Annotated in this window: 20 protein-coding genes; 12 read left to right on the top strand and 8 right to left on the bottom strand. The window is 61.8% G+C overall.

Features of this window, described 5'->3' with window-relative positions; all coding sequences use genetic code 11:
* Nucleotides 1-5: 5 nt before the first annotated feature.
* Nucleotides 6-1,022, top strand: a complete 1,017-nt coding sequence (locus tag F506_RS11160; protein ID WP_200907728.1) for an aldo/keto reductase — start codon at nt 6-8, stop codon at nt 1,020-1,022.
* Nucleotides 1,023-1,177: 155 nt separating this feature from the next.
* Complete coding sequence (locus F506_RS11155; protein ID WP_053197477.1) at nt 1,178-1,384, top strand: hypothetical protein; 207 nt, start codon at nt 1,178-1,180, stop codon at nt 1,382-1,384.
* Between the two features lie 163 nt (nt 1,385-1,547).
* On the opposite strand, the gene F506_RS11150 is transcribed toward F506_RS11155, so the two are convergent.
* Nucleotides 1,548-2,066: a YgjP-like metallopeptidase domain-containing protein gene (locus F506_RS11150; protein ID WP_053197476.1), complete on the bottom strand. Its 519-nt coding sequence runs from the start codon at nt 2,064-2,066 to the stop codon at nt 1,548-1,550.
* Nucleotides 2,067-2,182: 116 nt separating this feature from the next.
* Nucleotides 2,183-2,626 (bottom strand): hypothetical protein, encoded by a 444-nt coding sequence (locus F506_RS11145; RefSeq protein ID WP_053197474.1) that lies wholly within the window; start codon nt 2,624-2,626, stop codon nt 2,183-2,185.
* Between the two features lie 188 nt (nt 2,627-2,814).
* Between F506_RS11145 and F506_RS11140 the strand changes: the two genes are divergently transcribed.
* Entirely contained in the window at nt 2,815-3,063 is a 249-nt protein-coding gene (locus tag F506_RS11140; protein WP_053197472.1) for a DUF3297 family protein, read from the top strand.
* 90 nt (nt 3,064-3,153) lie between these two features.
* Here the strand turns inward: F506_RS11140 and gcvA are convergent, their stop codons facing one another.
* Nucleotides 3,154-4,068: a transcriptional regulator GcvA gene (gene gcvA, locus F506_RS11135; protein ID WP_053197471.1), complete on the bottom strand. Its 915-nt coding sequence runs from the start codon at nt 4,066-4,068 to the stop codon at nt 3,154-3,156.
* A gap of 292 nt (nt 4,069-4,360) precedes the next feature.
* On the opposite strand from gcvA, the gene alaS reads away from it, so the two are divergent.
* The 5 genes from alaS (at nt 4,361) to F506_RS11110 (ending at nt 13,284) form a co-directional block, all read left to right on the top strand.
* Complete coding sequence (alaS, locus tag F506_RS23795) at nt 4,361-8,647, top strand: alanine--tRNA ligase (RefSeq protein WP_083458255.1); 4,287 nt, start codon at nt 4,361-4,363, stop codon at nt 8,645-8,647.
* Nucleotides 8,648-8,841: 194 nt separating this feature from the next.
* Entirely contained in the window at nt 8,842-9,966 is a 1,125-nt protein-coding gene (gene moaA / locus F506_RS11125; protein ID WP_053197469.1) for a GTP 3',8-cyclase MoaA, read from the top strand.
* Complete coding sequence (gene mobA / locus F506_RS11120) at nt 9,966-10,589, top strand: molybdenum cofactor guanylyltransferase MobA (protein WP_053197467.1); 624 nt, start codon at nt 9,966-9,968, stop codon at nt 10,587-10,589. Before moaA ends, mobA begins: the two co-directional genes overlap by 1 nt.
* Nucleotides 10,590-11,876: a molybdopterin molybdotransferase MoeA gene (gene moeA, locus F506_RS11115; RefSeq protein ID WP_053197466.1), complete on the top strand. Its 1,287-nt coding sequence runs from the start codon at nt 10,590-10,592 to the stop codon at nt 11,874-11,876.
* Nucleotides 11,877-11,880: 4 nt separating this feature from the next.
* Complete coding sequence (locus F506_RS11110) at nt 11,881-13,284, top strand: coniferyl aldehyde dehydrogenase (protein ID WP_053197464.1); 1,404 nt, start codon at nt 11,881-11,883, stop codon at nt 13,282-13,284.
* A gap of 57 nt (nt 13,285-13,341) precedes the next feature.
* Here F506_RS11110 and rmuC read toward each other — a convergent pair whose 3' ends face one another.
* From rmuC to F506_RS11090, 4 genes are all read right to left on the bottom strand, one after another.
* Nucleotides 13,342-14,817 carry a DNA recombination protein RmuC gene (gene rmuC / locus F506_RS11105; protein WP_200907727.1) on the bottom strand — a complete coding sequence of 492 codons (1,476 nt, stop codon included), beginning with the start codon at nt 14,815-14,817 and terminating at the stop codon, nt 13,342-13,344.
* Nucleotides 14,818-14,863: 46 nt separating this feature from the next.
* The gene (locus F506_RS11100) at nt 14,864-15,265 is read right to left on the bottom strand and encodes a group II truncated hemoglobin (RefSeq protein ID WP_053197463.1); all 402 of its coding nucleotides are present in this window, start codon (nt 15,263-15,265) and stop codon (nt 14,864-14,866) included.
* Between the two features lie 53 nt (nt 15,266-15,318).
* Nucleotides 15,319-17,829 carry an ABC transporter permease gene (locus F506_RS11095; RefSeq protein ID WP_053197462.1) on the bottom strand — a complete coding sequence of 837 codons (2,511 nt, stop codon included), beginning with the start codon at nt 17,827-17,829 and terminating at the stop codon, nt 15,319-15,321.
* Between the two features lie 124 nt (nt 17,830-17,953).
* The gene (locus tag F506_RS11090; protein ID WP_053197460.1) at nt 17,954-18,310 is read right to left on the bottom strand and encodes a hypothetical protein; all 357 of its coding nucleotides are present in this window, start codon (nt 18,308-18,310) and stop codon (nt 17,954-17,956) included.
* Nucleotides 18,311-18,513: 203 nt separating this feature from the next.
* On the opposite strand from F506_RS11090, the gene F506_RS11085 reads away from it, so the two are divergent.
* Together F506_RS11085 and F506_RS11080 are read left to right on the top strand one after the other, a co-directional pair.
* Nucleotides 18,514-18,909: a lysozyme inhibitor LprI family protein gene (locus tag F506_RS11085; RefSeq protein WP_053197458.1), complete on the top strand. Its 396-nt coding sequence runs from the start codon at nt 18,514-18,516 to the stop codon at nt 18,907-18,909.
* A 148-nt stretch (nt 18,910-19,057) separates the two neighbouring features.
* The gene (locus tag F506_RS11080) at nt 19,058-19,357 is read left to right on the top strand and encodes a PsiF family protein (protein WP_053197457.1); all 300 of its coding nucleotides are present in this window, start codon (nt 19,058-19,060) and stop codon (nt 19,355-19,357) included.
* 89 nt (nt 19,358-19,446) lie between these two features.
* On the opposite strand, the gene F506_RS11075 is transcribed toward F506_RS11080, so the two are convergent.
* Nucleotides 19,447-20,082, bottom strand: a complete 636-nt coding sequence (locus F506_RS11075) for a LysE family transporter (protein WP_053197455.1) — start codon at nt 20,080-20,082, stop codon at nt 19,447-19,449.
* A gap of 132 nt (nt 20,083-20,214) precedes the next feature.
* Here F506_RS11075 and F506_RS22680 point away from each other — a divergent pair, with 132 nt between their 5' ends.
* Nucleotides 20,215-20,370, top strand: a complete 156-nt coding sequence (locus tag F506_RS22680) for a DUF3096 domain-containing protein (RefSeq protein ID WP_083457757.1) — start codon at nt 20,215-20,217, stop codon at nt 20,368-20,370.
* A gap of 143 nt (nt 20,371-20,513) precedes the next feature.
* Nucleotides 20,514-20,789, top strand: a complete 276-nt coding sequence (locus tag F506_RS11070) for a hypothetical protein (RefSeq protein ID WP_053197452.1) — start codon at nt 20,514-20,516, stop codon at nt 20,787-20,789.
* Nucleotides 20,790-20,873: the final 84 nt, after the last annotated feature.

Raw genomic sequence — 20,873 nt, 5'->3', positions numbered from 1 at the left:
CGAAAATGCAAATGCAACGAAGACGGCTTGGAAAGAGCGACCTTTCCATCTCTCCCATTGGCCTGGGTACCTGGGCGATTGCCGGTCCGGGCTGGGAATTCGGCTGGGGCGCTCAAGACGATGAAGAGAGCCTCGCGGCGATGGAATATGCAGTCGAACGCGGCGTCAACTGGATCGACACGGCCGCCGTCTACGGCTTGGGGCACGCGGAGGAAATCGTGGGCCAGGTGCTCCGGCGCGTGCCGGCGTCTCGTCGTCCGCTGGTGTTTACCAAAGGAAGCCTGGTGTGGGATCCGGTGACAAAAGAGATCTCGCACACCTTGGCGCCGGATTCCCTGATCAGAGAAATCGAAGGCAGTTTGCGGCGCCTGCAGGTGGAGACCATCGATCTGTATCAGATCCATTGGCCGGCCTTTCCGGCGGGCGGCCGGGATGACGGAATCGAAGCCGCCGTCAGCGCTCTTGCCAAGGCGCGAGAGCAGGGCAAGATCCGGGCGATCGGGGTCTCCAACTTCGACGTGCCGCAACTTCGGCGTGCGCAATCGGTGGCGGGGATTGCTTGTTTGCAGCCGCCCTATTCGGCGCTGATGCGCGAGGTGGAGAAGGAAATTCTGCCATTTTGCGACCAGGCGGGCATCGGCGTGATCGCCTATTCAACACTGCAATCGGGCCTCCTGACCGGCGCGATGACGCGCGCACGCATTGCGCAACTGCCCGACGACGACTGGCGCAAGACGCGCAGTGCCGATTATCAGGAGCCGCGCCTGAGCCGCAATCTGGAATTGGTCGAAGTCATGCGCCGCGTCGGCCAACGCCACGGATTGACACCCGCCGCCGTGGCGATTGCCTGGGTCCTGCGGCAGTTGGCCGTCACGGGAGCGATCGTCGGGGCCCGTCGCCCCGGACAAATCGACGGGCTCATGGCGGCGGCCGGGTTTCGGTTAAGCGCGGATGAATTGGCCGAGATCGCCACCTTGCTGCCGGACGGGACGGGCGTGAACGTACCTGCGGCGAGTTCCTGATCAGGCGCGCAGACACGCACCGGCGCCAAGGCGCGATGCCTGCCGTTGCCCTTGGGAAATCAGGATTTGACTGATATGAGGGCGACATTCCGTTGAGTATGATTAAGTCAAATGCAGCGTTCCTAGCGCAACATCTCGACCGAAAGGATTCAATCATGGGCTCCAGCATCAGCTTGACCAGCATCGGAATCATTCTTCTCGACGTGCTCCTCGTGTGGGCGTGTTTTTCGGTCGACAAGCATCTGAAATTCCTTGACGCCGAAGACCAGCGTGCCGAAGACGAAGACGAGCGTCGCCTGCGCCTGATGCCGCTCTTTACGGATGCACCTCACGCGCAGTGCGGTCGCGACGCACACGTTTAGAACACGGGAAGACCTCGGCCGGCCGGCGCGACTTCGTGCAGTCGGCCGACCCGATACCGCATCTCCTTGCAGCTCGAAACGGCTGTCTCGCCCGCCACCGGCTCATTCCGGTTGCGGGCTTTTTTTTATGCACCGACAACGTCTGCGGAGCGAGATGCGCCCCCTATTTTTCAACGCCCCAGATACGTCGTCCGGAATGATCGATTTCCGTGAGGTAGAGGCGCAGATCGAATTCGTATTGATGGTAGTTGGGCTCCATGTGCGTGCACAGTTTGTAGAACGCCTTGTCGTGTTCCTTTTCCTTGAGATGGGCAAGCTCGTGGACGGCAATCATGCGCAGGAATTCGATCGGCGCCTCCTTGAACAAGGTGGCGACGCGAATCTCGTGCTTTGCCTTCAGCTTCCCGCCCTGGATACGTGAAATCGACGTGTGCATGCCCAGCGCATGATTGATGATGTGAATCTTGCTGTCGTACCCGACCTTGTTGATCGGTTCGGCATTGCGCAGGAACTCGGTCTTCAACTCCTGCACGTATTGATAAAGCGCCTTGTCGGTGCGCAGTTCGTGCGGTTTCGGATAGCGTTGCAGCAGCACGCTGCGCAAGCGATCCTCGGCGATGAGTTGCGACACTTGCGTACGGGTTTGCTCGGAATAGGCGTTCAGGTACTTCAGTGATGACATGGGGATGCAAAGGTGGAGTTGCTGCGCGGCTTCGGGACGCCTGTTCAGGCATGCCATGCCGGCCGGAAAGTCGATTGACGACACCGCAAGGAAATGTGGATGTCGATACCGGGAATTCAATGCTTGTAAAGAATCGCCTTCAGGAACAGCTTCAGATCCTTTTCCAGATCCGCGCCAAAATCCTGCCTGGCCACGCCGCGAAATTCCAGCGGCTCCAGCAAGGGATCGACTGAATCCGTTATCCGGACGGCGCCGCCCAGGGCGTCAAACCTGATGGCATAGAGATAGGCGGGATTGGTTGCGGAATCGGGGGTTTCTGCATGGCGGCGTACGCGGAAACTCAGGCTCAGGTAGTCCGGTTTCCGGCTCTCCTCTTTCAGCTCTTCGCTCCACCAGTTCGCAGCCTGCAATTCCACCCGCAACGCAGCGACCGTGTTCTTCACCGCGTCAACGGCACGGGAAGTGATCATGTCGAAATCTTCCAGCGCCTGCCGCAATTCGTCTTCCGCTGCCTGCTTCTCCTGCCGTATTTCGCGTATCGCATCGTCCAGTATGCCCATGGCCGTTTCTCTTCTTCATGTCATCGAAGGGGGAATGGTAGCCGACAAGCGCGATGCTTTCGCAAAATTTATTGGCGATGCGGGAGGACCGGCCAGGCTTATTCGTTCGGTCGCAGATCGAATAAGCCCAATCCGGCGGTCTCAACAAAGAATTGTTTTGCGCAATTTTATCGTTGATAATTGCGGCCATGAACGACACTACACAACGCCCCCCGCTCCCTGACCGGCTCTCGATCGATCCGCGCAGCCCCTATTTCAACGCCGCCATCTTTGAACATGAAGTAGGCATCCGCCTCAATGACAAAGAGCGTACCGATGTCGACGAATATTGCATCAGCGAAGGATGGATCAAAGTTCCGGCCGGCAAGGCGCTGGATCGCAAAGGCAATCCTCTGCTGACCAAGGTCAAAGGCAAGGTCGAAGCTTTTTACAAGTAGCAATATTGTTCAATTGGTATTTTTTGCGTTCGGGATGTCGCGAAGCCTGCGTCAACTGTCCCGTAACGCCATGGTGCGGGCATTGACCATCTACGCCCGCGTCACTTCGCTCCATAGCCAGTCCTTGAAAGCCACCAGCTTAGGCAGGTTTTCGCATTCCGCACGGTACACCACATAGTAGGCCAGGGGCGAAGAGAACCGGATGTCCGGGAAAAGCCGCACCAACCTGCCGGCAGAAAGATCGTCCCTCGCCATGACGCTGCGCGCGAGTGCAATACCATGCCCTTCAATGGCGGCTTGCAGGACCGCTGCGGAGTTGTTGATCTTCATCCCGCGCGCCGTCGGCACATCCGTCGCCCCCGCCTTTTTCAGCCAGGCATGCCATGTCGGAAATGCGCCATGGCCGTCCATCGACAGGTCGTGAATCAGGGTCTCCTGAGCAAGATCTTCCGGCTTGCGCAAGCGCTTCTTTTTCTGCAGCAGTTCCGGTGAGCACACGGGATAGACTTCTTCATCCATCAGTTTGACGCCGACCAGCCCCGGCCATTGCCCCGTCCCGTAGCGCACGCCGATATCGATACGTTGCGCGATGAAATCCACCGGCTTGAGGCTGGTGTCCAGGCGCACATCGGTATCCGGCCATGCAGACTGAAAACGCTCCATGCGAGGCAATAGCCACTTCGCGGCGAAGGCCGGACTGACGGTCACGGTCAGTACGCCGTTAGCCGAGCCCTCCTTCAGACGTTCCAACCCCAGAGACAAACGATCCAATCCCGCACGGATATCCGGCAGGGCTCGTTCGGCAGCCTCGGTCGAGATCAGGCGCGCGCGTCCACTGGTGCCGCGGTGGAAAAGCGGCGTTCCCAGCCAATCTTCCAATGTGCGCACCAGCTGTCCCACTGCTGCCGGCGTGACGTGGAGTTCCTCGGCCGCAGCCGAAAAGCTCTGGTGGCGGGCTGCCGCCTCAAAGGCGCGCAGCGCATTCAAATGTGCCAGCGTTTTCATTCCGATAAAGAAAATATTTCAATAGAAGACACTTTATCTCGTTTGTCCGTGAAAAGAAATAAGAGAAGAATCTGGTCTTCATTGAAGCAAGGGCGGATGAGTATCCGCCTGGCCAGTAGCGTACTGATCGTCATGCGATAGTTTTTCTATGGTCACTTCAACATGGGATGGAATGGCTCCTGCATCTTGTCCCGTTTTTTAATCCTTACCTGTCGCAGACAGGAAGAAAGGCATTCACGTGAGCAATCAATTCAAAGGCAAGAAGTTGTTGGTCGTCGGCGGTACCAGCGGCATGGGCCTGGAACGCCTGGCGGCGATCCTGCAGCACGTGCACAGCAACTACCAGATCGACCTGTTCCAGCGCCTGATCAAGGCCGCTGCGCGCGAAACCAAGGTCGACGATCTGGAAAACAATTCCCTGAAGGTCATCGCCGATCACATCCGTGCGACCTCCTTCCTGATCGTCGACGGCGTGATTCCAGGCAATGAAGGCCGCGGCTATGTGCTGCGCCGTATCATCCGCCGCGCGCTGCGTCACGGTCACAAGCTGGGCCAGACCCAGCCGTTCTTCTACAAGCTGGTCAAGGATCTGGTCGCCGAAATGGGCGCCGCCTATCCGGAACTGCCGGCCGCCGCTGCGCGTGTCGAACAAGTGCTCAAGCAGGAAGAAGAACGTTTCGGCGAAACGCTGGAACACGGCATGAAGATCCTCGAAGCCGCGCTGGCCAAGAATGCCGGCAAGCTCGACGGCGAGACCGCCTTCACGCTGTACGACACCTACGGTTTCCCGCTCGACCTGACCGCCGACATCTGCCGCGAACGCAATGTCGAACTCGACGAAGCCGGTTTCGCCACTGCCATGGAGCGCCAGAAATCGACGGCCCGCGCCGCCGGTAAATTCAAATCGGCTGCCGGCATCGAATACAGCGGCGACAAGACCAAATTCGTCGGTTATGACGCGCTGACGCAGCAGGCCAAGGTCACTGCGCTGTACGTCGACGGCAGCGCCGTCGCCAAGGTCGAAGCCGGCCAGGACGCCATCGTGGTGCTCGACACCACGCCGTTCTACGCCGAATCGGGCGGCCAGGCGGGCGACGCCGGCGTGCTCGAAGCAGCCAATGCGCTGTTCGCGGTGGCCGATACGCAAAAGATCCAGCCCGATGTGTTCGGCCATCACGGCAGCCTGGTCAAGGGTTCGCTGGCGGTGGGCGATGTCGTGGAAGCCAAGGTCGACGGCGAGCAGCGCGCGCAAACCATGCGCAACCACTCGGCCACTCACCTGATGCACAAGGCGCTGCGTGAAGTACTGGGCGACCACGTGTCGCAAAAGGGTTCGCTGGTCGACGCCGACAAGACGCGTTTCGACTTCAGCCACAACGCACCGATGAGCGCCGATGAAATCCGCCGCGTCGAAGAAATCGTCAACCGCGAAATCCTCGCCAATGCCGCGACCGAAGCCAAACTGATGGGTTACGACGATGCCGTCGGCGCCGGCGCAATGGCGCTGTTCGGCGAGAAGTACGGCGACGAAGTGCGCGTGCTGTCGATCGGTTCGTCGCGTGAACTGTGCGGCGGTACGCACGTGTCGCGCACCGGCGATATCGGCCTGTTCAAGATTGTCGCCGAAAGCGGCGTCGCAGCCGGCATTCGCCGCGTCGAAGCCGTCAGCGGCGAAGGCGCACTGGCGCTGGTGCAGACCCTCAGCAACCGCGTCGCCGAAGCGGCCGCGGCCCTGAAGGCGCAGCCGGAAGAACTGACCCAGCGCATTGCGCAGGTGCAGGACCACGTCAAGGCGCTGGAAAAGGAACTGGCCGGATTGAAATCCAGGCTGGCGTCCAACCAGGGCGACGAATTGCTCGCGCAAGCGGTCGACGTCAACGGCATCAAGGTGCTGGCGGCAACACTGGAAGGCGCCGATGTCGCCACCCTGCGCGAAACCATGGACAAGCTGGACCTGCCCAACGGCATGTCCGTCATCGCCCGCACCGCAGGCATCGGCCGCAACGTCGACGAACTGCAGTGGGACCTGAACTACCTGATGCAACTCTGGCGCGCCATCGAAGGCGCCGGCCAGTCCGGCTCCGGCGCTTTCCTGATTTATCAGGAATCCTCGCTGGTGATCCGCGCGATCCGCGACTATTTCCAGCCTGACATCGGCGAAATCCTGATCGATACCGACGACATCCACGAGCAAGCCCAGCAGTTCATGGCGCACGTGATGCCGGACATGGTTCACCGCGTCAAGCGCTACCACGACGACGTGCCGCTGTTCTCGCGCTTCCAGATCGAACACCAGATCGAAACCGCGTACTCGCGCACCGTGCCGTTGCCTTCCGGCGGCGCCATCGTGATCGATCACACCGAAGCCCTGGTCTCCGTCGACGTCAACTCGGCGCGCGCCACTCGCGGCAGCGACATCGAAACCACCGCGTTCTACACCAACCTTGAAGCCGCCGACGAAGTGGCCCGCCAATTGCGCTTGCGCGATCTGGGCGGCCTGATCGTCATCGACTTCATCGACATGGAAAACGCCAAGAACCAGCGTGAAGTCGAATCCCGCCTGAAAGACGCCCTGCACCATGATCGCGCCCGCGTCCAGATGGGCAAGATCTCGCGCTTCGGCCTGATGGAACTGTCGCGCCAGCGCCTGCGTCCGTCGCTGTCCGAAGGCAGCCACGTGACTTGCCCTCGTTGCAACGGCACCGGCCACATCCGCGATACCGAATCGTCCGCATTGCAAGTCCTGCGCATCATCCAGGAAGAAGCGATGAAGGAAAACTCGGCCGCCATCCATGTCCAGGCTCCGGTCGACGTCGCCGCTTTCCTGCTGAACGAAAAGCGCGGCGAAATCCTGAAGATCGAGACACGCCACCGCGTGACGGTCATCATGATCCCGAACAAGCATCTGGAAACCCCGCATTACAAGCTCGAGCGCATCAAGCACGACGATCCGCGCCTGGACGACGCCCAAGCCAGCTATGCCATGGCTGAAGAGGCTGAAACCGACATCGGTTACAGCAAGCGCCAGAAGGAAGACATCAAGCCGCGCCAGGAAGCCGTCGTCAAGGGCATCACCCCTGACCAGCCGGCGCCTATCGTCGAACGCAAGGTGGCGGCGCCGGTTGAATCAGTGCCTACCCTGGCGCCGGAATCGGGCTTCTTCAGCAAGATCTGGAGCTTCTTCCGCACCAAACCGGTGGAAGCGGCGCCTGTCGCCGCACCGGCCGAAACCAAGACCCCGCAAAAACGCGACCACGCCGACCGCAACAGCCGCAATCGCAACGGTCGCAACCGCAATGGCCGCAACCGCAACGAGCGCGAAGAGCGCGACGGCGGCGCATCTGAGAAAAACGCCCGCGACGAATCCGGCAAGCAGGAATACGAAGGCAAGCCGGCCCGTCCGCCACGGCCACCGCGCGAACCGAAGGAAGCCCGCGAACCACGCGAGCCGCGTGAAGGCGCAGAGGGCCGCAACGAGCGTGAGCCGCGCGAACCGCGTGAACCACGCCCGCCGCGCGAAGGCCGTGAACCGCGTGAGCCGAAGGAAAATCGCGAACCGCGCGAAGGCAGCGAAGCGCGTGAACCACGTCAACCGCGTACGCCGCGTCCTCCACGCGAAGAGCGCAAGGACCTGCCGAAAGCGGAAGATGGATTGCCATTGGAAGCCGCTCTGGCGACCGGCGTTGCTGCTGTCGCAGTGACCGACGTCGAAGGCGCCGACACTGCACAAGTGGCAGGCAATCAAGTTGACGGCGCAACAGAAGAAGGCGAACCGCGTCGTCGCCGCCGCCGTGGCGGCCGCAACCGCAATCGCCGCGATCGTGACGGCGAAAACGGTGGCGAAAACGCCGAAGGCGAATCCGCTGATGGCGTGGATGGCGAAGAGCCGGTGCAAGTTGCCGCTCCAGCCGCAGCCGTAGCTGCGCCTGCCGAAGACAATGAGCGTCCATGGTACGAAAAGGCGCCTGCCGCAACACCGGTCGCTGCTCCAGCTCCTGTTGAAGCTCCGGTCGCCGTACAAGCTGCTCCGGCAATTGAAACGCCGGTCGAAGCTGCACCTGCACCAGTTGCTTCGGCGCCGGTTCAGGAAACAGCAGCCGCCGTTGCAGCGCCGGCCCCTGTCGCCGCAGCACCTGTGGCGGAAGCCGCACCTGTTGCTGCTCCTGTTGCTGCTCCCGTTGCTGCTCCTGTTGCTGCTCCTGTTGCAGCCCCTGCGCCGCAACAGATCAGCCTGCTGTCTGAAGCAACTGCTCCGGCAGCCGTGGAACCGGCTCCGGTGGTTGCCGCGGCGCCTGCAGCGCCAGTCATTGAAGCAGCTCCCGCCCCTGCGGCAGTTGTTGCTCCGACACCGGCCCCGGTTGCAGCGGCTCCGGCAGTTTCCAACGGCAAGCAATGGAATGACCTCAACGACATGCTGTCGTCGGCCGGTCTGACCCTTGCCAGTACCGATCCGGAAAAACTGCGCGCAGCCCAGGCCGCCGCCGCCCTGATCGTGCCCGCGCCGCACGTGCCGCGCGAACGCAAGCCATTGCCGCCGCAGTCGACTGAACCCCTGGTCCAGGTCGAAACCCGTCGTTGATGCCTTAGCAAGCACCGCGCAGCAAGAAAAAAGGGAGTGAAAACTCCCTTTTTTCTCGTCTGCCGCCGGCTGAATGTGCGTTTGCATCATTGCAAAAAGGCAAGTAAACATCCTCTTGTTTCCGTACTGTACCGGGATCGCTCCGGCAGCTCTGTACACTGCCGAATTTTCCTCCGCATGCTATCGTAGCGAGTATGAACAAACGCATCATTCCGATCATCGACGAACGCCTGAACGCTAGCTTCGCAGCCGTGCCCGCGCTGCTGGAAGCGCCGTCCGGCTTCCTCGCCGACGCCTTGATGCGTCCGTTGCACGACCTACGCATTTCGGTCACTGATCGTTGCAATTTCCGCTGTGTGTATTGCATGCCCAAGGAAGTGTTCGACAAGGACTACAACTTCCTGCCGCACTCTTCCCTGCTGTCGTTTGAAGAAATCGCGCGTCTGGCAAAATTATTTGTCGCCCATGGCGTGGAGAAAATTCGCCTGACCGGCGGCGAACCGCTGCTGCGCAAGCACCTGGAACGCCTGATCGGCATGTTGCATGAACTGCGCACGCCCGACGGCCGCGAGCTCGACCTGACCCTGACCACCAACGGCACGCTGCTGGCGCAAAAGGCGCAGGCGTTGAAGAACGCAGGCCTCAAGCGCGTCACGGTCTCGCTGGATGCACTCGACGACGCCAACTTCAAGCGCATGAACGACGTCGACGTTCCGGTCTCGCAGATCCTGCACGGCCTCGACGTCGCGCACAAGGTCGGCCTCGGCCCGATCAAGATCAACATGGTGGTCAAGAAAGGCGTCAACGACCACGAAATCCTGGCGATGGCGCGCCACTTCAAGGACTCGCCGTTCACCCTGCGCTTCATCGAATACATGGACGTCGGCAGCTCGAACGGCTGGCGCATGGATGAAGTGGTGCCATCCAGTGAAGTGATCCGCCGCATTCATGCCGAACTGCCGCTCGAAGCGATCGACGCCAACTACACCGGCGAGACCGCGCAGCGCTGGCGCTACCGGGACGGCGGCGGTGAAATCGGCGTCATCTCCAGCGTCACCCAGGCGTTCTGCCAGGATTGCAGCCGCGCGCGCCTGTCGACCGAAGGAAAAATCTATACCTGCCTGTTCGCCGGCGAAGGCCATGACCTGCGCGGCCTGTTGCGCGGCGAGCGCAGCGATGCGGAAATTTCATCCACCATCGCCGCCATCTGGGGCCGCCGCAGCGATCGCTATTCCGAACTGCGGAGCGAACAGAAAGGCTCGTCCCCGACATCGATGCCGCAAGTGCGTAAAGTCGAAATGTCGTACATCGGCGGCTGATGGCCATGGCCGTCACCCCATCCATTTCTCTCCAGCAGATTACCGGCCTCGTACTGGCAGGCGGACGCGGCGCCCGCATGGGCCACGTCGACAAAGGCTTGCAGCTGTTTCGCGGCAAGCCGCTGGCGGCGCACGTGATCGAACGCCTGGCCGGCCAGACCGGCACGCTGGCGATCAACGCCAACCGCCATCAGAGCGACTACGCGGCGTTCAATCTTCCGGTATGGCCGGACCTGCTGCCTGACTTCCCCGGTCCGCTGGCAGGCCTGCATAGCGGCCTGACGCATTGCGCCACTGACTACCTGGCCGCCGCGCCTTGCGACTCGCCGCTGCTGCCCATGGATTTGGTGGCGAAGCTGGCCGCAGCGCTCTCGCTGCAACAGGCCGACGCGGCCATCGCCGTCACCGGCCGCGCTGGCCAGACCGATTTGCAGCGTCACCCGGTGTTCTGCCTGCTCAGGAAAACGCTGCTGCCCTCACTGACCGGCTTCCTGCAAGAGGACGGCCGCAAAATGGAACGCTGGTTTGCCGGCATCCACACCGTCGAAGTCCATTTCGACGACGAAACCGCCTTCTGCAACATCAACACGCTGCAAGAGCTGCGCCAACTGGAATCCGAATAAATGACTCAACTCTCCCTCTCCGACATCGTCAGTTGCATGTCCGGTTATGACCCGGATGCGATGACCGTGCCGCAGGCGCAAAAAATCATCCACGATTTCGTGCAGCCGATTTCTTCGATCGAACGCGTCGCCATCCGCAGCGCGCTGGACCGTACGCTGGCCGCCGATATCACCTCGACCATCGACGTCCCCGCCAACGACAATTCCGCCATGGACGGGTATGCGCTACGTGGCGACGACCTCGCGAGCAATCAGACGCTGACGCTGCGTATCGTCGGCAGCGTCCATGCCGGCCGGCAGTTCGACGGCGCCGTGGCCGCAGGCGAATGCGTTCGCATCATGACCGGCGCCGCCATGCCGGCCGATTGCGATACCGTCATCCCGCAGGAATTTACCGAGCATCAATCCGATGCCGCCGTCACCATTCCGGCTGGTCGCGTACGACGCGGCGACAACCGCCGCTTGCGCGGTGAAGACTTGCGCAATGGTCAGATTGCACTGCGCGCCGGCAAGATCCTGCGCCCCGCCGATATCGGCATGCTCGCCTCGCTGGGCGTGACCGAGGTTCCGGTGCAGCGCCGCCTGCGCGTGGCCTTCTTCTCGACCGGGGACGAATTGCGCTCGGTCGGCGAGCCGCTCGATCCGGGCTGCGTCTACGACTCCAACCGCTATACGCTGTACGGCATGCTCACGCGCCTGGGCTGCGACATCATCGACATGGGCGTGGTCAGGGACGATCCGGTCGCCATGGAAGCGGCCTTCCGCAGCGCCTGCGAGCACGCCGATGCCGTCATCACCTCCGGCGGCGTCTCGGTCGGCGCGGCCGATTACACCAAACAGACCATGACCAAACTGGGCGACATGCTGTTCTGGAAAATCGGCATGCGTCCGGGCCGCCCGATGGCCTTCGGCCGCATCGCGTCACATGATCGCGGCGCCTATCTGTTCGGCCTGCCGGGCAATCCCGTGGCGGTGATGGTGAGTTTTTATTTCTTCGTGCGCGATGCACTACTGCGCATGATGGGTGCCGACGCCGGTCCGTTGCCGCGCCTGCAGGCGATGACCCTGTCGGCCATTCGCAAGAAGCCGGGACGCACCGAATACCAACGCGGCATCCTCGCACCCGACAGCGACGGTGTATGGAAGGTGAAGCTGACCGGCGCGCAAGGCTCCGGCATCCTGCGTTCCATGTCCGACGCCAATTGCATCATCGTGCTTGACGATGCACAAGGGGACGTCGCCGCCGGCGACCTGGTGCAGGTGGTCCTGTTCGACGGCCTGATCTGAAGCCATGACGCTGACCGCGCGCTTCGACCGGCTGCATCTGCGCTCGCGCGCACAGCCGGCGACGCCGTGGGAAGAGCGCCGCGACCGGCTGCAACGCTTGCGCCATCTGCTGCTGCGCCATCGCGACGGCATCGCCGCTGCAATCAGCGCCGACTTCGGCAACCGCTCGCAACATGAAACGCAATTCCTCGAAGTCTTCACCAGCCTGCAGGCGATCGACCACGCACTGACCCACGGCAAGCATTGGATGCAGCCACAAGTCCGACCGACGGCAATCTGGTTCAAGCCTGCCGGCAATCGCGTGCTGCCGCAGCCGCTCGGCGTCGTCGGCATCATCACGCCGTGGAATTATCCGCTGCTGCTGACCGTCGGTCCGCTGGCCTGCGCACTGGCCGCCGGCAACCTGGCGATGATCAAGCTGTCGGAAAACACGCCGATCTTCGGCGAGTTGTTCGAACGGCTGATCCGGCAATCGTTTTCCGACGATGAAATCACCGTCGTCAATGGGGGCATCGATGTCGCCCGGGAATTCTGCGCCCTCGCCTTCGACCATCTGATTTTTACCGGCTCCACCGCTGTCGGCCGCGAGGTCATGCGCGTCGCCAGCGAGCGATTGACGCCGGTGACGCTGGAGCTGGGCGGAAAATCGCCGGCGATCATTGCCGCCGATGCAGATTTCAGGCATGCCGTCGCGCGCATCATCAGCGGCAAGCTGCTTAACGCCGGCCAGACTTGCATTGCACCCGACTACGTATTGCTGCCACACGGCCGTGAACGTGATTTCATCGACGCCGCACGCGCCGTCGTGGCGCGCACGTATCCTGCGCTCAACGACGAACGCCTGGCCGTCGACGACTACACCAGCATCGTCAATGACCGGCATTTCGCACGCTTGCAGGCGCTGCTCGACGATGCGCGCGCACGCGGCGCGACGGTCGCACCACTCTCCACGCATACGCCGCACCCGTCGACGCGCCTGTTGCCGCCCATGGCGCTGACGCAAGTCGCACCGGACACCCGTATCCTGCAGGAAGAAATTTTCGGGCCGCTGCTGCCGCTCGTGACCTATGAGAATCTCGACGAGGCGATTGCCTTCGTCAACGCCAGGCCGCGTCCGCTCGCACTGTATCTGTTTGCAAAAAGCGAGACGGCCATCGACCTGGTCTTGTCACAGACGGTCGCCGGCGGCGTGACGGTCAACGACACGCTGCTGCACATTGCACAAGAGAATTTGCCGTTCGGCGGCGTCGGCGCGTCCGGCATGGGCGCCTATCATGGAGAGGAAGGTTTCAGGCGCTTTTCGCACATGAAGCCGGTGTTCACGCAAAGCCGCTTCAACGTCATGCGGCTGTTCAACCCACCTTACGGCAAGCTGTTTGCGTTGCTGATGAAATTTCTGATTCGCTGATTTTTCGGACCGGGACCGAGCCTGGACTGCTTCAGCGCCCGGAACCTGTTCACGGTCTCAGAGCAATTCGCTCTGGCCGTCGCCGTCGATTTCCGGCTCGGCGGTACCCAGCAGTTTCTGCGCCGTATCGCTCGGCAAGGCTTCCACCGATTTCAGTTTGCGCGTCATCTGGCGCGTGCGCGTCTCGGCCTGCTCGATGTTCTTGGCGGCGCGTTCCAGCGTACTCTTGGTCGCGGCCAGCACATCGCCGAACTTGCCGAATTCGGTCTTCACCGCCCCCAGCACCTGCCACACTTCCGATGAACGCTTTTCCAGCGCCAACGTGCGGAATCCCATCTGCAGACTGTTGAGCAGCGCCGACAAGGTCGACGGTCCGGCGATGCTGACGCGATGCGTACGCTGCAGGTCGTCCGACAATCCCGGGCGGCGCATGACCTCCGCATACAAGCCTTCGGTCGGCAGGAACAGGATGGCGAAATCGGTCGTCAACGGCGGCGACAGATATTTTTCTGCAATGGTCTTGGCCTCGCCGCGCACGGCGCGTTCCAGTTCTCGGCCGGCTTGCGCCACGCCCTCGGCGTCGGCGCGGTCGGCCGCTTCGGCCAGGCGTTCGTATTGTTCCTTCGGGAATTTGGCGTCGATCGGCATCCACACCGGCATGCCGCCGTCGTCGTTGCCCGGCAGCTTGATCGCGAACTCGACGCGCTCGCCGGTATTGGGCACGGTCTCGACGTTCTTGGCGTACTGGTCGGGCGTGAGCATTTGTTCGAGCAGCATTTCCAGCTGCACTTCGCCCCAGGTGCCGCGCGTCTTGACGTTGGTCAGCACGCGTTTCAGGTCGCCCACGCCGATCGCCAGCTGCTGCATTTCACCCAGGCCCTGATGGACCTTGTCGAGGCGATCCGACACCAGCTTGAACGATTCGCCCAGGCGCTGTTCCAGCGTGGCGTGCAGCTTCTCGTCAACGGTCTTGCGCATCTCTTCCAGGCGATTGCCGTTATCGAGTTGCAGGTCCTTGATCTTGGCTTCCAGCGTGGCGCGCACTTCAGCCATGCGCTGCGCGTTGGATTCGGTCAGCGCGGTCAGCGTCTGGTTCAGCGTATCGCCGAAACGCTTGAGCGAGACCGCCTGCTCTTCGCGGCTGGCCTGCGCTTGCAGGTTCATGGTCTGGCGCATGCCGTCGAGTTGCTGGGCATTGGTCTCGTTGAGCTTGACCAGTTGCTGGGCGAAGCTGTCGATCTGGTTGTTCTGCAAGGTCGCGACGCTGGTCATCTGCGCCGCCAGGGTCTGCTGCAACTGGCCGAAGTTGCCGCCCAGTTCCTGGCGCGTGCTTTGCGCATTGGATTGCAGCTGGTCGCGCAATTCGCGTTCGCTGCGCTCGGCCAGGTCTTGCTGATGGCGCTGCAATTCGCTCTTGAGTTGCTGCAACGGCCCGCCGATGTCGATGCCGCCGCGGCCGCGCAGTAGGATCGCTATCTGCAGCACGATGCCGACGGCAATCAGGGCAAGGAGAATCATTTCAGTCTGGGTCATGTCGCTGTTTCTTGGTGTTTCGTTGATAGGTCGGAGGTCGGAATTGTCACTCAGGCTTGTTGCGCATCCAGTCGGCGGTCTGGAAAAACGACTGCATCAGGCGCGTGCGCAGGGCTTCGTCAAGGCCGGTGTCTTCCATCGCCCAGGCCATGCAGCGCAACCACTGGTCGCGTTCGGAAATGCCGATGGCAAACGGCAGATGGCGTGCGCGCAAGAACGGATGGCCGAAGCGTTCGATGTACAGGTTGGGACCGCCGCTCCAGCCGGACAGAAACCAGTAGGTCTTGTCGCGCGAACCGTCGAGCGACGGCGGGTGCAGCGCACGGATGCCGGCGAATTCCGGCTCGAGGTCCATCAGATCGTAGAAACGATCCACCATGGCGCGCAGCTTTTCCGCGCCGCCGATCATGTCATAGACAGTCGGCTGATTGAGGTCTTCGATTTGCATAGACCGAGATGATACCTGCTTCGGCGGCGGTATGTCTCCCGGTTACGCCCTCGCTATGCTTCGCGCAGGGTCTGCAGTGGCGGCCTCGACAGCACATTGCGCAAACCCGCCCAGCCGCCGAACACGGCGCAAGCCATGCCGATGCCCGCGCCCGCCAGCCATAGCCACGGACTGAAGCGCCATTCGAAGTCGAACACGTAGTGCGCCAGCGCCCAGCCGATGCCGGCGGCGCCGCTGGCGGCCAGCAATCCGGCCACGCTGCCGATCAGCATGACCTCGATGCGTTGCGCCTTTGCCAACTCCTGCCGGGTGGCGCCGAGCGCCCGCAGCAGGCCCGCTTCGCGCACCCTCTCATCCTGGGTGCCGACCAGCGCGGCGTACAGCACCAGCACGCCGGCCGTCAGCGTAAAGAGGAACAGGAATTCCACTGCGGAAATCACCTGATCGACGATATCCTGGATTTGTTTCAACACGCTGCCGATGTCGACCACCGTCAGGTTCGGGAAATCGCGCGTGAGCACGTTGCCCAGTCCGGCCTTGGCGTCCGGCAAGTGGAATGCGGTGATCCAGGTCTGGGGCATCTCGCGCATCGCCGCCGGATTGATGATGACGAAGAAATTGACGCGCAGCGAGCCCCACTCCAGTTTGCGAATGCTGGTGATCGGCACGCTGATCAATTGCCCCGCGATATCGAATTGCAGCTGATCGCCGAGGCTAAGCTTGAGTGTCTTGGCCAGGCCCTCCTCCACCGAGGCTTCGGGACGGCTGTCGTCATACCATTTGCCGCCGACGATGGTGTTCTGCGCCGGCAGGTCGCGCATGGTGGAGAGATTGAATTCGCGATCCACCAGGCGCCTGGCGCGGTCTTCCTGATAAGTGTCGTTGGTGACGGGCTTGCCGTTGACCTGCACCAAGCGGCCGCGAATCATCGGGAACAGACGCGCCTGCTGCAGACCTGCCTGTTTCAGTTTTTCCTCGACCACGTCTTTCTGGTCCGGCTGGATATTGATGACGAAACGGTTCGGCGCATCCGCCGGCGTGGCCTGGCGCCAGGCGCCGATCAGGTCGCCGCGGATCACCGTCAGCAACAGCAAGGCCATCAGGCCGAGACCGAGCGCGACGATCTGCATCGTAGTGGCGCCCGGACGGCGTTGCAAGCCGTCGATGGCGAAACGCCAGCTCTGGTTGTTGAACAGGCCGCGCAGCGATTGCACGCTGCGCAGGCACGCCCAGGCAATCAGCGCAAACGATGCAAAACCGCCGAGAAATCCTGCCGCCGTCATCGCCCCCAGCTTGATATCGCCTGCCTGCCACAGCAGCAATCCTGCAAACACCAGCATGCCCAGCGCATAGGTGGCGATGCTCATCGCTTTTGGCGCCGACGCTTCGCGCCGGATCACGCGGTTATGCGGCACGTTGCGCAGCTGCAGCAGCGGCGGCAAGGCGAACCCGACCAGCAACAGCAAGCCGACCGCCACGCCTTGCAGCGCCGGCCACCAGCTCGCCGCCGGCAGCGCGGTCGGCATGAAGCGACCCAGCCATTCGAGCAGTGCAAAGTGCGCGGCAAAACCGAGGGCTACGCCGAGTGCGCTGCCGGCCAGTCCGACCACAATGAATTCCTGCAGGTACATCAGCGTGACCTGGTTTTGCGTCATGCCGAAACAGCGCAGCATGGCACAGGCATCCAGATGCCGCAGCATGAAACGGCGTGCCGCCATCGCCACGGCGACCGCAGCCAGCAAGGCCGACAAGAGGCCGACCAGCGACAGGAATTGTTCGGCGCGATCCAACGTGGCGCGCATCTCCGGACGGCCTGATTCGAGCGACTCGATGCGCACGCCCTTGACGTTGCCGTCATCGATGGTCTTCTGCAGCCATTGCTGGTAGGACTTGACCTGCTCCGGCGCCCCGGCCAGCAGCAGGCGGTAGGTGACCCGCGAACCGAACTGCACCAGGCCCGTGGCGGCAAGGTCGTCCATCGACAGCATCACGCGCGGCGCGAAATTGACGAAGGCGCTGCCGCGATCGGGTTCGACAGCGATCACGCCGGCAATGCGGAAGCGCTGGTCGCCCAGCTTGAGCGCATCGCCCTGCCTGACTTGCAGGGCCGAGAGGATGTTCGGATCGACCCATACCGAGCCGGCTTGCGGGACGCCTTCGGCAGCACGGTCCACGCCCTCAGGGGTTGCCAGCTTCAGCTGTCCGCGCAGCGGATAGGCGCTGGTGACCGCCTTGATCGATGAGAGGATGGAGCGCGCCGCATCGGGGCCGGCGTCTCCTTCGCCGGCAATCGCCATGCTCGGGAAAACCACCGTCTGCGCCATCGTCAGATTATTTTTTTGCGCTTGCTCGATCCAGGCCGGATTGAGCGGCTGGTCCGCACCGACCAGCAGATCGGCGCCGAGCAACTGGTGCGCATCGCGCGTGAGGCCGGCGCGCATGCGGTCGACGAAAAAGCCGACCGAGGACAACGCCGCCACGGCGACGATCAGGGCAATCAGCAAAAAGCGCAATTCACCGGCGCGCCAGTCACGGCGCGTCATGCGTAACGAGAGAAGAAACATGCGGCTCCAGGCGGGAAATCAGAAAGAAACGACGCGCTTGCCACCAGACAAGCGCGTCCATTGCCGACAGCATAGCGTATGCCGGCGGGGTTGGTTTTTTTACGCCGCCGGCGACCTCATCCGGCTAGCGCAGCCACAAGGCCGCGCTGCTCAACGCCAGCAACACGCACGCCGCAACCAGCAGCTTGACCTTGTTGCGTACGTTGTCGAGCGCCGCCACCAATTGCGCGTTTTGCTCGGCCAGCGTATTGATCAGCGCCGAGGCGTCGACCTGCTCCGCTTCCAGCTGCGTGATGCGCTGCGCCAGATGTTCCGGACTGCCCGGGGCCGGCGCTGCGCCATCCTCAACGGCGGACGAGGCGGCCTTGCCCGCCCGCGTGCGCGCCCACAAGTCCTTGGCGCCGCGCACCACGGTCGGCGTGGCCTGAACGACGTCGGCCCAAGGTATCAGTTTGAAAGCTGCGATCCAGTTGAGCGCCATGAATTTATCCAGTCTTCGCTTGAAATATTGATTGGTTTTCGATTGAACTCGATGCCGGGCGGCACTTCTAAAAAACTCGCAGCGCTCTGCCCCCGTGTTCTGCTCCCGCACGGTAACACTTGGCAACAATCTTGCCGTGCAAAGCGCTTGCTTTTGCCTACCGCAACGTAGACACTCGCCACCAGATAAAGTTGAGGAAAAACATGAAATCATCCCTATGCCGCATCGTCGCGCTGCTCTCCTTCTCCGTCGCCGGCTGCAACGCCTGGGCGCTGGACTGCAATAGCGCCCAAACCCAGGCCGACATGGACGAATGCGCCAGCCAGGCGCTCAACAAGGCCGACGCCGAGCTGAACCAGACCTACGTCGACTACCGCAAGCGCCTCGACAAAACCCAGCAAAACCAGATACGCGACGTCCAGCTGGCCTGGATCAAGTATCGCGACCTGTCCTGCAAGTATGCCAACTCGCGTAGCGCCGGCGGCTCGGTGCATAACATGGCACTGCAATCCTGCCTGACGGAAAAGACGCTGGAACGCACTAAAGAGCTCAAGGCGCTATCCACCTGCCCCGAAGGCGATGTCAGCTGCACCCGCTGAAAAAATGGCGTAGCGGCGCTGTCAACGCCCTTGGTTTGGCAAACGTTCAAGGGCAAGCAGGCGGCCATGCCGTCGTGCAAGCGCAGAACCAGGCAAGAACGCGGCATCCGAGCCGCACAACCCACGTTATCCCTGAATGGAGAAAACCATGAAAAAACTGCTTGCAACCTTGGCCCTCGCCCTCATCGCTCCCGTCATGCTCGCTCCGGCCGCCATGGCGGAGACCGCCCAGCAAAGCAAGATGACCACCTGTAACAAGGACGCCGCCGGCAAGAAAGGCGACGAACGCAAGGCCTTCATGAAAGAGTGCCTCTCCAACAAGCCGGCCGCTCCCGCTGCCCCAGTCACCCAGCAAGACAAGATGAAGAGCTGCAACAAGGACGCCACCGGCAAGAAAGGCGACGACCGCAAAGCCTTCATGAAAGAGTGCCTGAAGAAGGACAAGTAATCCCCGCAATTCAGGTTGAAGAAAAAGCCCGCAGGCGACATGGTCGATGCGGGCTTTTTTACGTCTGCCAGTTTATTGTCGGCACGACATCATTGCTGACTGCGTTTGAAGAAAAACAGCCCGGCGCCGACCAGCATCAGCACCCCGCCAAAAAACCGGTTCTGCATGCGCACGGCTTTTGCATCCCGGAAAAAACGCTGCATGCGGCTCGCCGCGAACGCGTAGCCGTGCATCACCACCAAATCGACCGCCACCATGGTGATCGCCATCAGCAGCAACTGCAGCCATAGCGGACGCTCATGGTTGATGAACTGCGGCAAGACCGCGACCATGAAGACGATACCTTTCGGATTGGTGGCATTGGTCAGGAAGCCGGTGACCGTGCGCTGCCACCATGCCGTCGGCGCCGCCGGACGCGCGGCCTGCGCCTCGTCGACATGCACCGGTGCGCGCCACTGCGACCAGCCGAGATAAATCAGGTAGGCCGCGCCGAGGATCTTGATCGTATTGAAGGCGGCTTCCGAGGCCACCAGCAGCGAACCCACGCCGGCGCCGGCGATCACCAGGATCAGCACCAGTGCGACTTCCAGTCCGAGGATCGTGGCGCTGGTGCGCCGCACGCCGTAGCTGAGGCCATGGCTCATCGACAAGACCGCGCCGGAACCGGGCGAGATGGCGATCAGACAAGCCGCCAGGAAAAACGCAAACCAGGATTGAAAAGCCATGCCTTACTTTCTGCAGATGGATCGGGACCGACATTATAAGGACAAGCGCGGCGGTGCGCTGAACTCCGCCGGCCCAATCACGTCAGAAGGATATAGCTGTTCCGATCAAGATCAATCCACAAGGAGCATCACATGAACCTTCATCTTTCCTTCGGCCCGCTGGTCGCCCTGATCGCCGGCATTCTGATCCTCGTCATGCCGCGCCTGCTCAATTTCATCATCGCGATTTACCTGATCGTCATCGGCCTGGTCGGCTTGTTCGGTTCACACGGCTGGCCATTTGCGTAGCGAAAAGACAGCAACATACGCTTACAAATATGACATCTTTTGAAACACTCTGATGTCGTCGCTTCGGTTCACGGCTCGTTAATGGAAGTAAGGCGCAACACTTAGCGCCGAGACTGAAAAAACTTCTCTTTAAGGAAATTGCCATGAACTCGAAATCCATCGTCGTTGCAGCACTGTTCTCCGCCCTGACTCTGCCAGTGTTCGCTCAGACCGGCGCACCTGCAGCACCTGCTGCCGCTGCGACTCCTGCAGCTGCGACAACAGCGCCAAAGGCTGAGCACGCAGCCAAGCACAAGGCCGTGAAGCACACCAAGAAGGAAGCCAAGGCTGAAAAGACCGCTGCCGCAAAACCAGCGACTGACGCAGCTGCAACTCCAGCAACGCCGGCAACACCAGCAGCACCTGCCAAGACCAAGTAATTCAGGCAGCCTGAAGTGAAGTACAGGTAGCATGTAAAACACGCTCAGGGAGCGCAAAAAAGAACGGCTTGCCATCGAACATGG

Origin of the sequence: Herbaspirillum hiltneri N3, assembly GCF_001267925.1 — a bacterium.
GTDB classification, from domain to species: Bacteria; Pseudomonadota; Gammaproteobacteria; order Burkholderiales; family Burkholderiaceae_D; genus Herbaspirillum; species Herbaspirillum hiltneri.
This window is presented reverse-complemented; position numbering and strand designations above follow the sequence as displayed.

Coding starts and splice junctions, on each gene's coding strand:
- F506_RS11145 (WP_053197474.1), bottom strand. CDS start 2,626: ATGGGCATACTGGACGATGCGATACGCGAAATACGGCAGGAGAAGCAG.
- gcvA (WP_053197471.1), bottom strand. CDS start 4,068: ATGAAAACGCTGGCACATTTGAATGCGCTGCGCGCCTTTGAGGCGGCA.
- F506_RS11150 (WP_053197476.1), bottom strand. CDS start 2,066: ATGTCATCACTGAAGTACCTGAACGCCTATTCCGAGCAAACCCGTACG.
- F506_RS11100 (WP_053197463.1), bottom strand. CDS start 15,265: ATGCAAATCGAAGACCTCAATCAGCCGACTGTCTATGACATGATCGGC.
- F506_RS11095 (WP_053197462.1), bottom strand. CDS start 17,829: ATGTTTCTTCTCTCGTTACGCATGACGCGCCGTGACTGGCGCGCCGGT.
- F506_RS11155 (WP_053197477.1), top strand. CDS start 1,178: ATGGGCTCCAGCATCAGCTTGACCAGCATCGGAATCATTCTTCTCGAC.
- F506_RS11080 (WP_053197457.1), top strand. CDS start 19,058: ATGAAAAAACTGCTTGCAACCTTGGCCCTCGCCCTCATCGCTCCCGTC.
- mobA (WP_053197467.1), top strand. CDS start 9,966: ATGGCCATGGCCGTCACCCCATCCATTTCTCTCCAGCAGATTACCGGC.
- moeA (WP_053197466.1), top strand. CDS start 10,590: ATGACTCAACTCTCCCTCTCCGACATCGTCAGTTGCATGTCCGGTTAT.
- moaA (WP_053197469.1), top strand. CDS start 8,842: ATGAACAAACGCATCATTCCGATCATCGACGAACGCCTGAACGCTAGC.
- F506_RS11140 (WP_053197472.1), top strand. CDS start 2,815: ATGAACGACACTACACAACGCCCCCCGCTCCCTGACCGGCTCTCGATC.
- F506_RS22680 (WP_083457757.1), top strand. CDS start 20,215: ATGAACCTTCATCTTTCCTTCGGCCCGCTGGTCGCCCTGATCGCCGGC.
- F506_RS11075 (WP_053197455.1), bottom strand. CDS start 20,082: ATGGCTTTTCAATCCTGGTTTGCGTTTTTCCTGGCGGCTTGTCTGATC.
- F506_RS11090 (WP_053197460.1), bottom strand. CDS start 18,310: ATGGCGCTCAACTGGATCGCAGCTTTCAAACTGATACCTTGGGCCGAC.
- rmuC (WP_200907727.1), bottom strand. CDS start 14,817: ATGACCCAGACTGAAATGATTCTCCTTGCCCTGATTGCCGTCGGCATC.
- F506_RS11085 (WP_053197458.1), top strand. CDS start 18,514: ATGAAATCATCCCTATGCCGCATCGTCGCGCTGCTCTCCTTCTCCGTC.
- F506_RS11110 (WP_053197464.1), top strand. CDS start 11,881: ATGACGCTGACCGCGCGCTTCGACCGGCTGCATCTGCGCTCGCGCGCA.
- F506_RS11160 (WP_200907728.1), top strand. CDS start 6: ATGCAAATGCAACGAAGACGGCTTGGAAAGAGCGACCTTTCCATCTCT.
- alaS (WP_083458255.1), top strand. CDS start 4,361: ATGGGCCTGGAACGCCTGGCGGCGATCCTGCAGCACGTGCACAGCAAC.
- F506_RS11070 (WP_053197452.1), top strand. CDS start 20,514: ATGAACTCGAAATCCATCGTCGTTGCAGCACTGTTCTCCGCCCTGACT.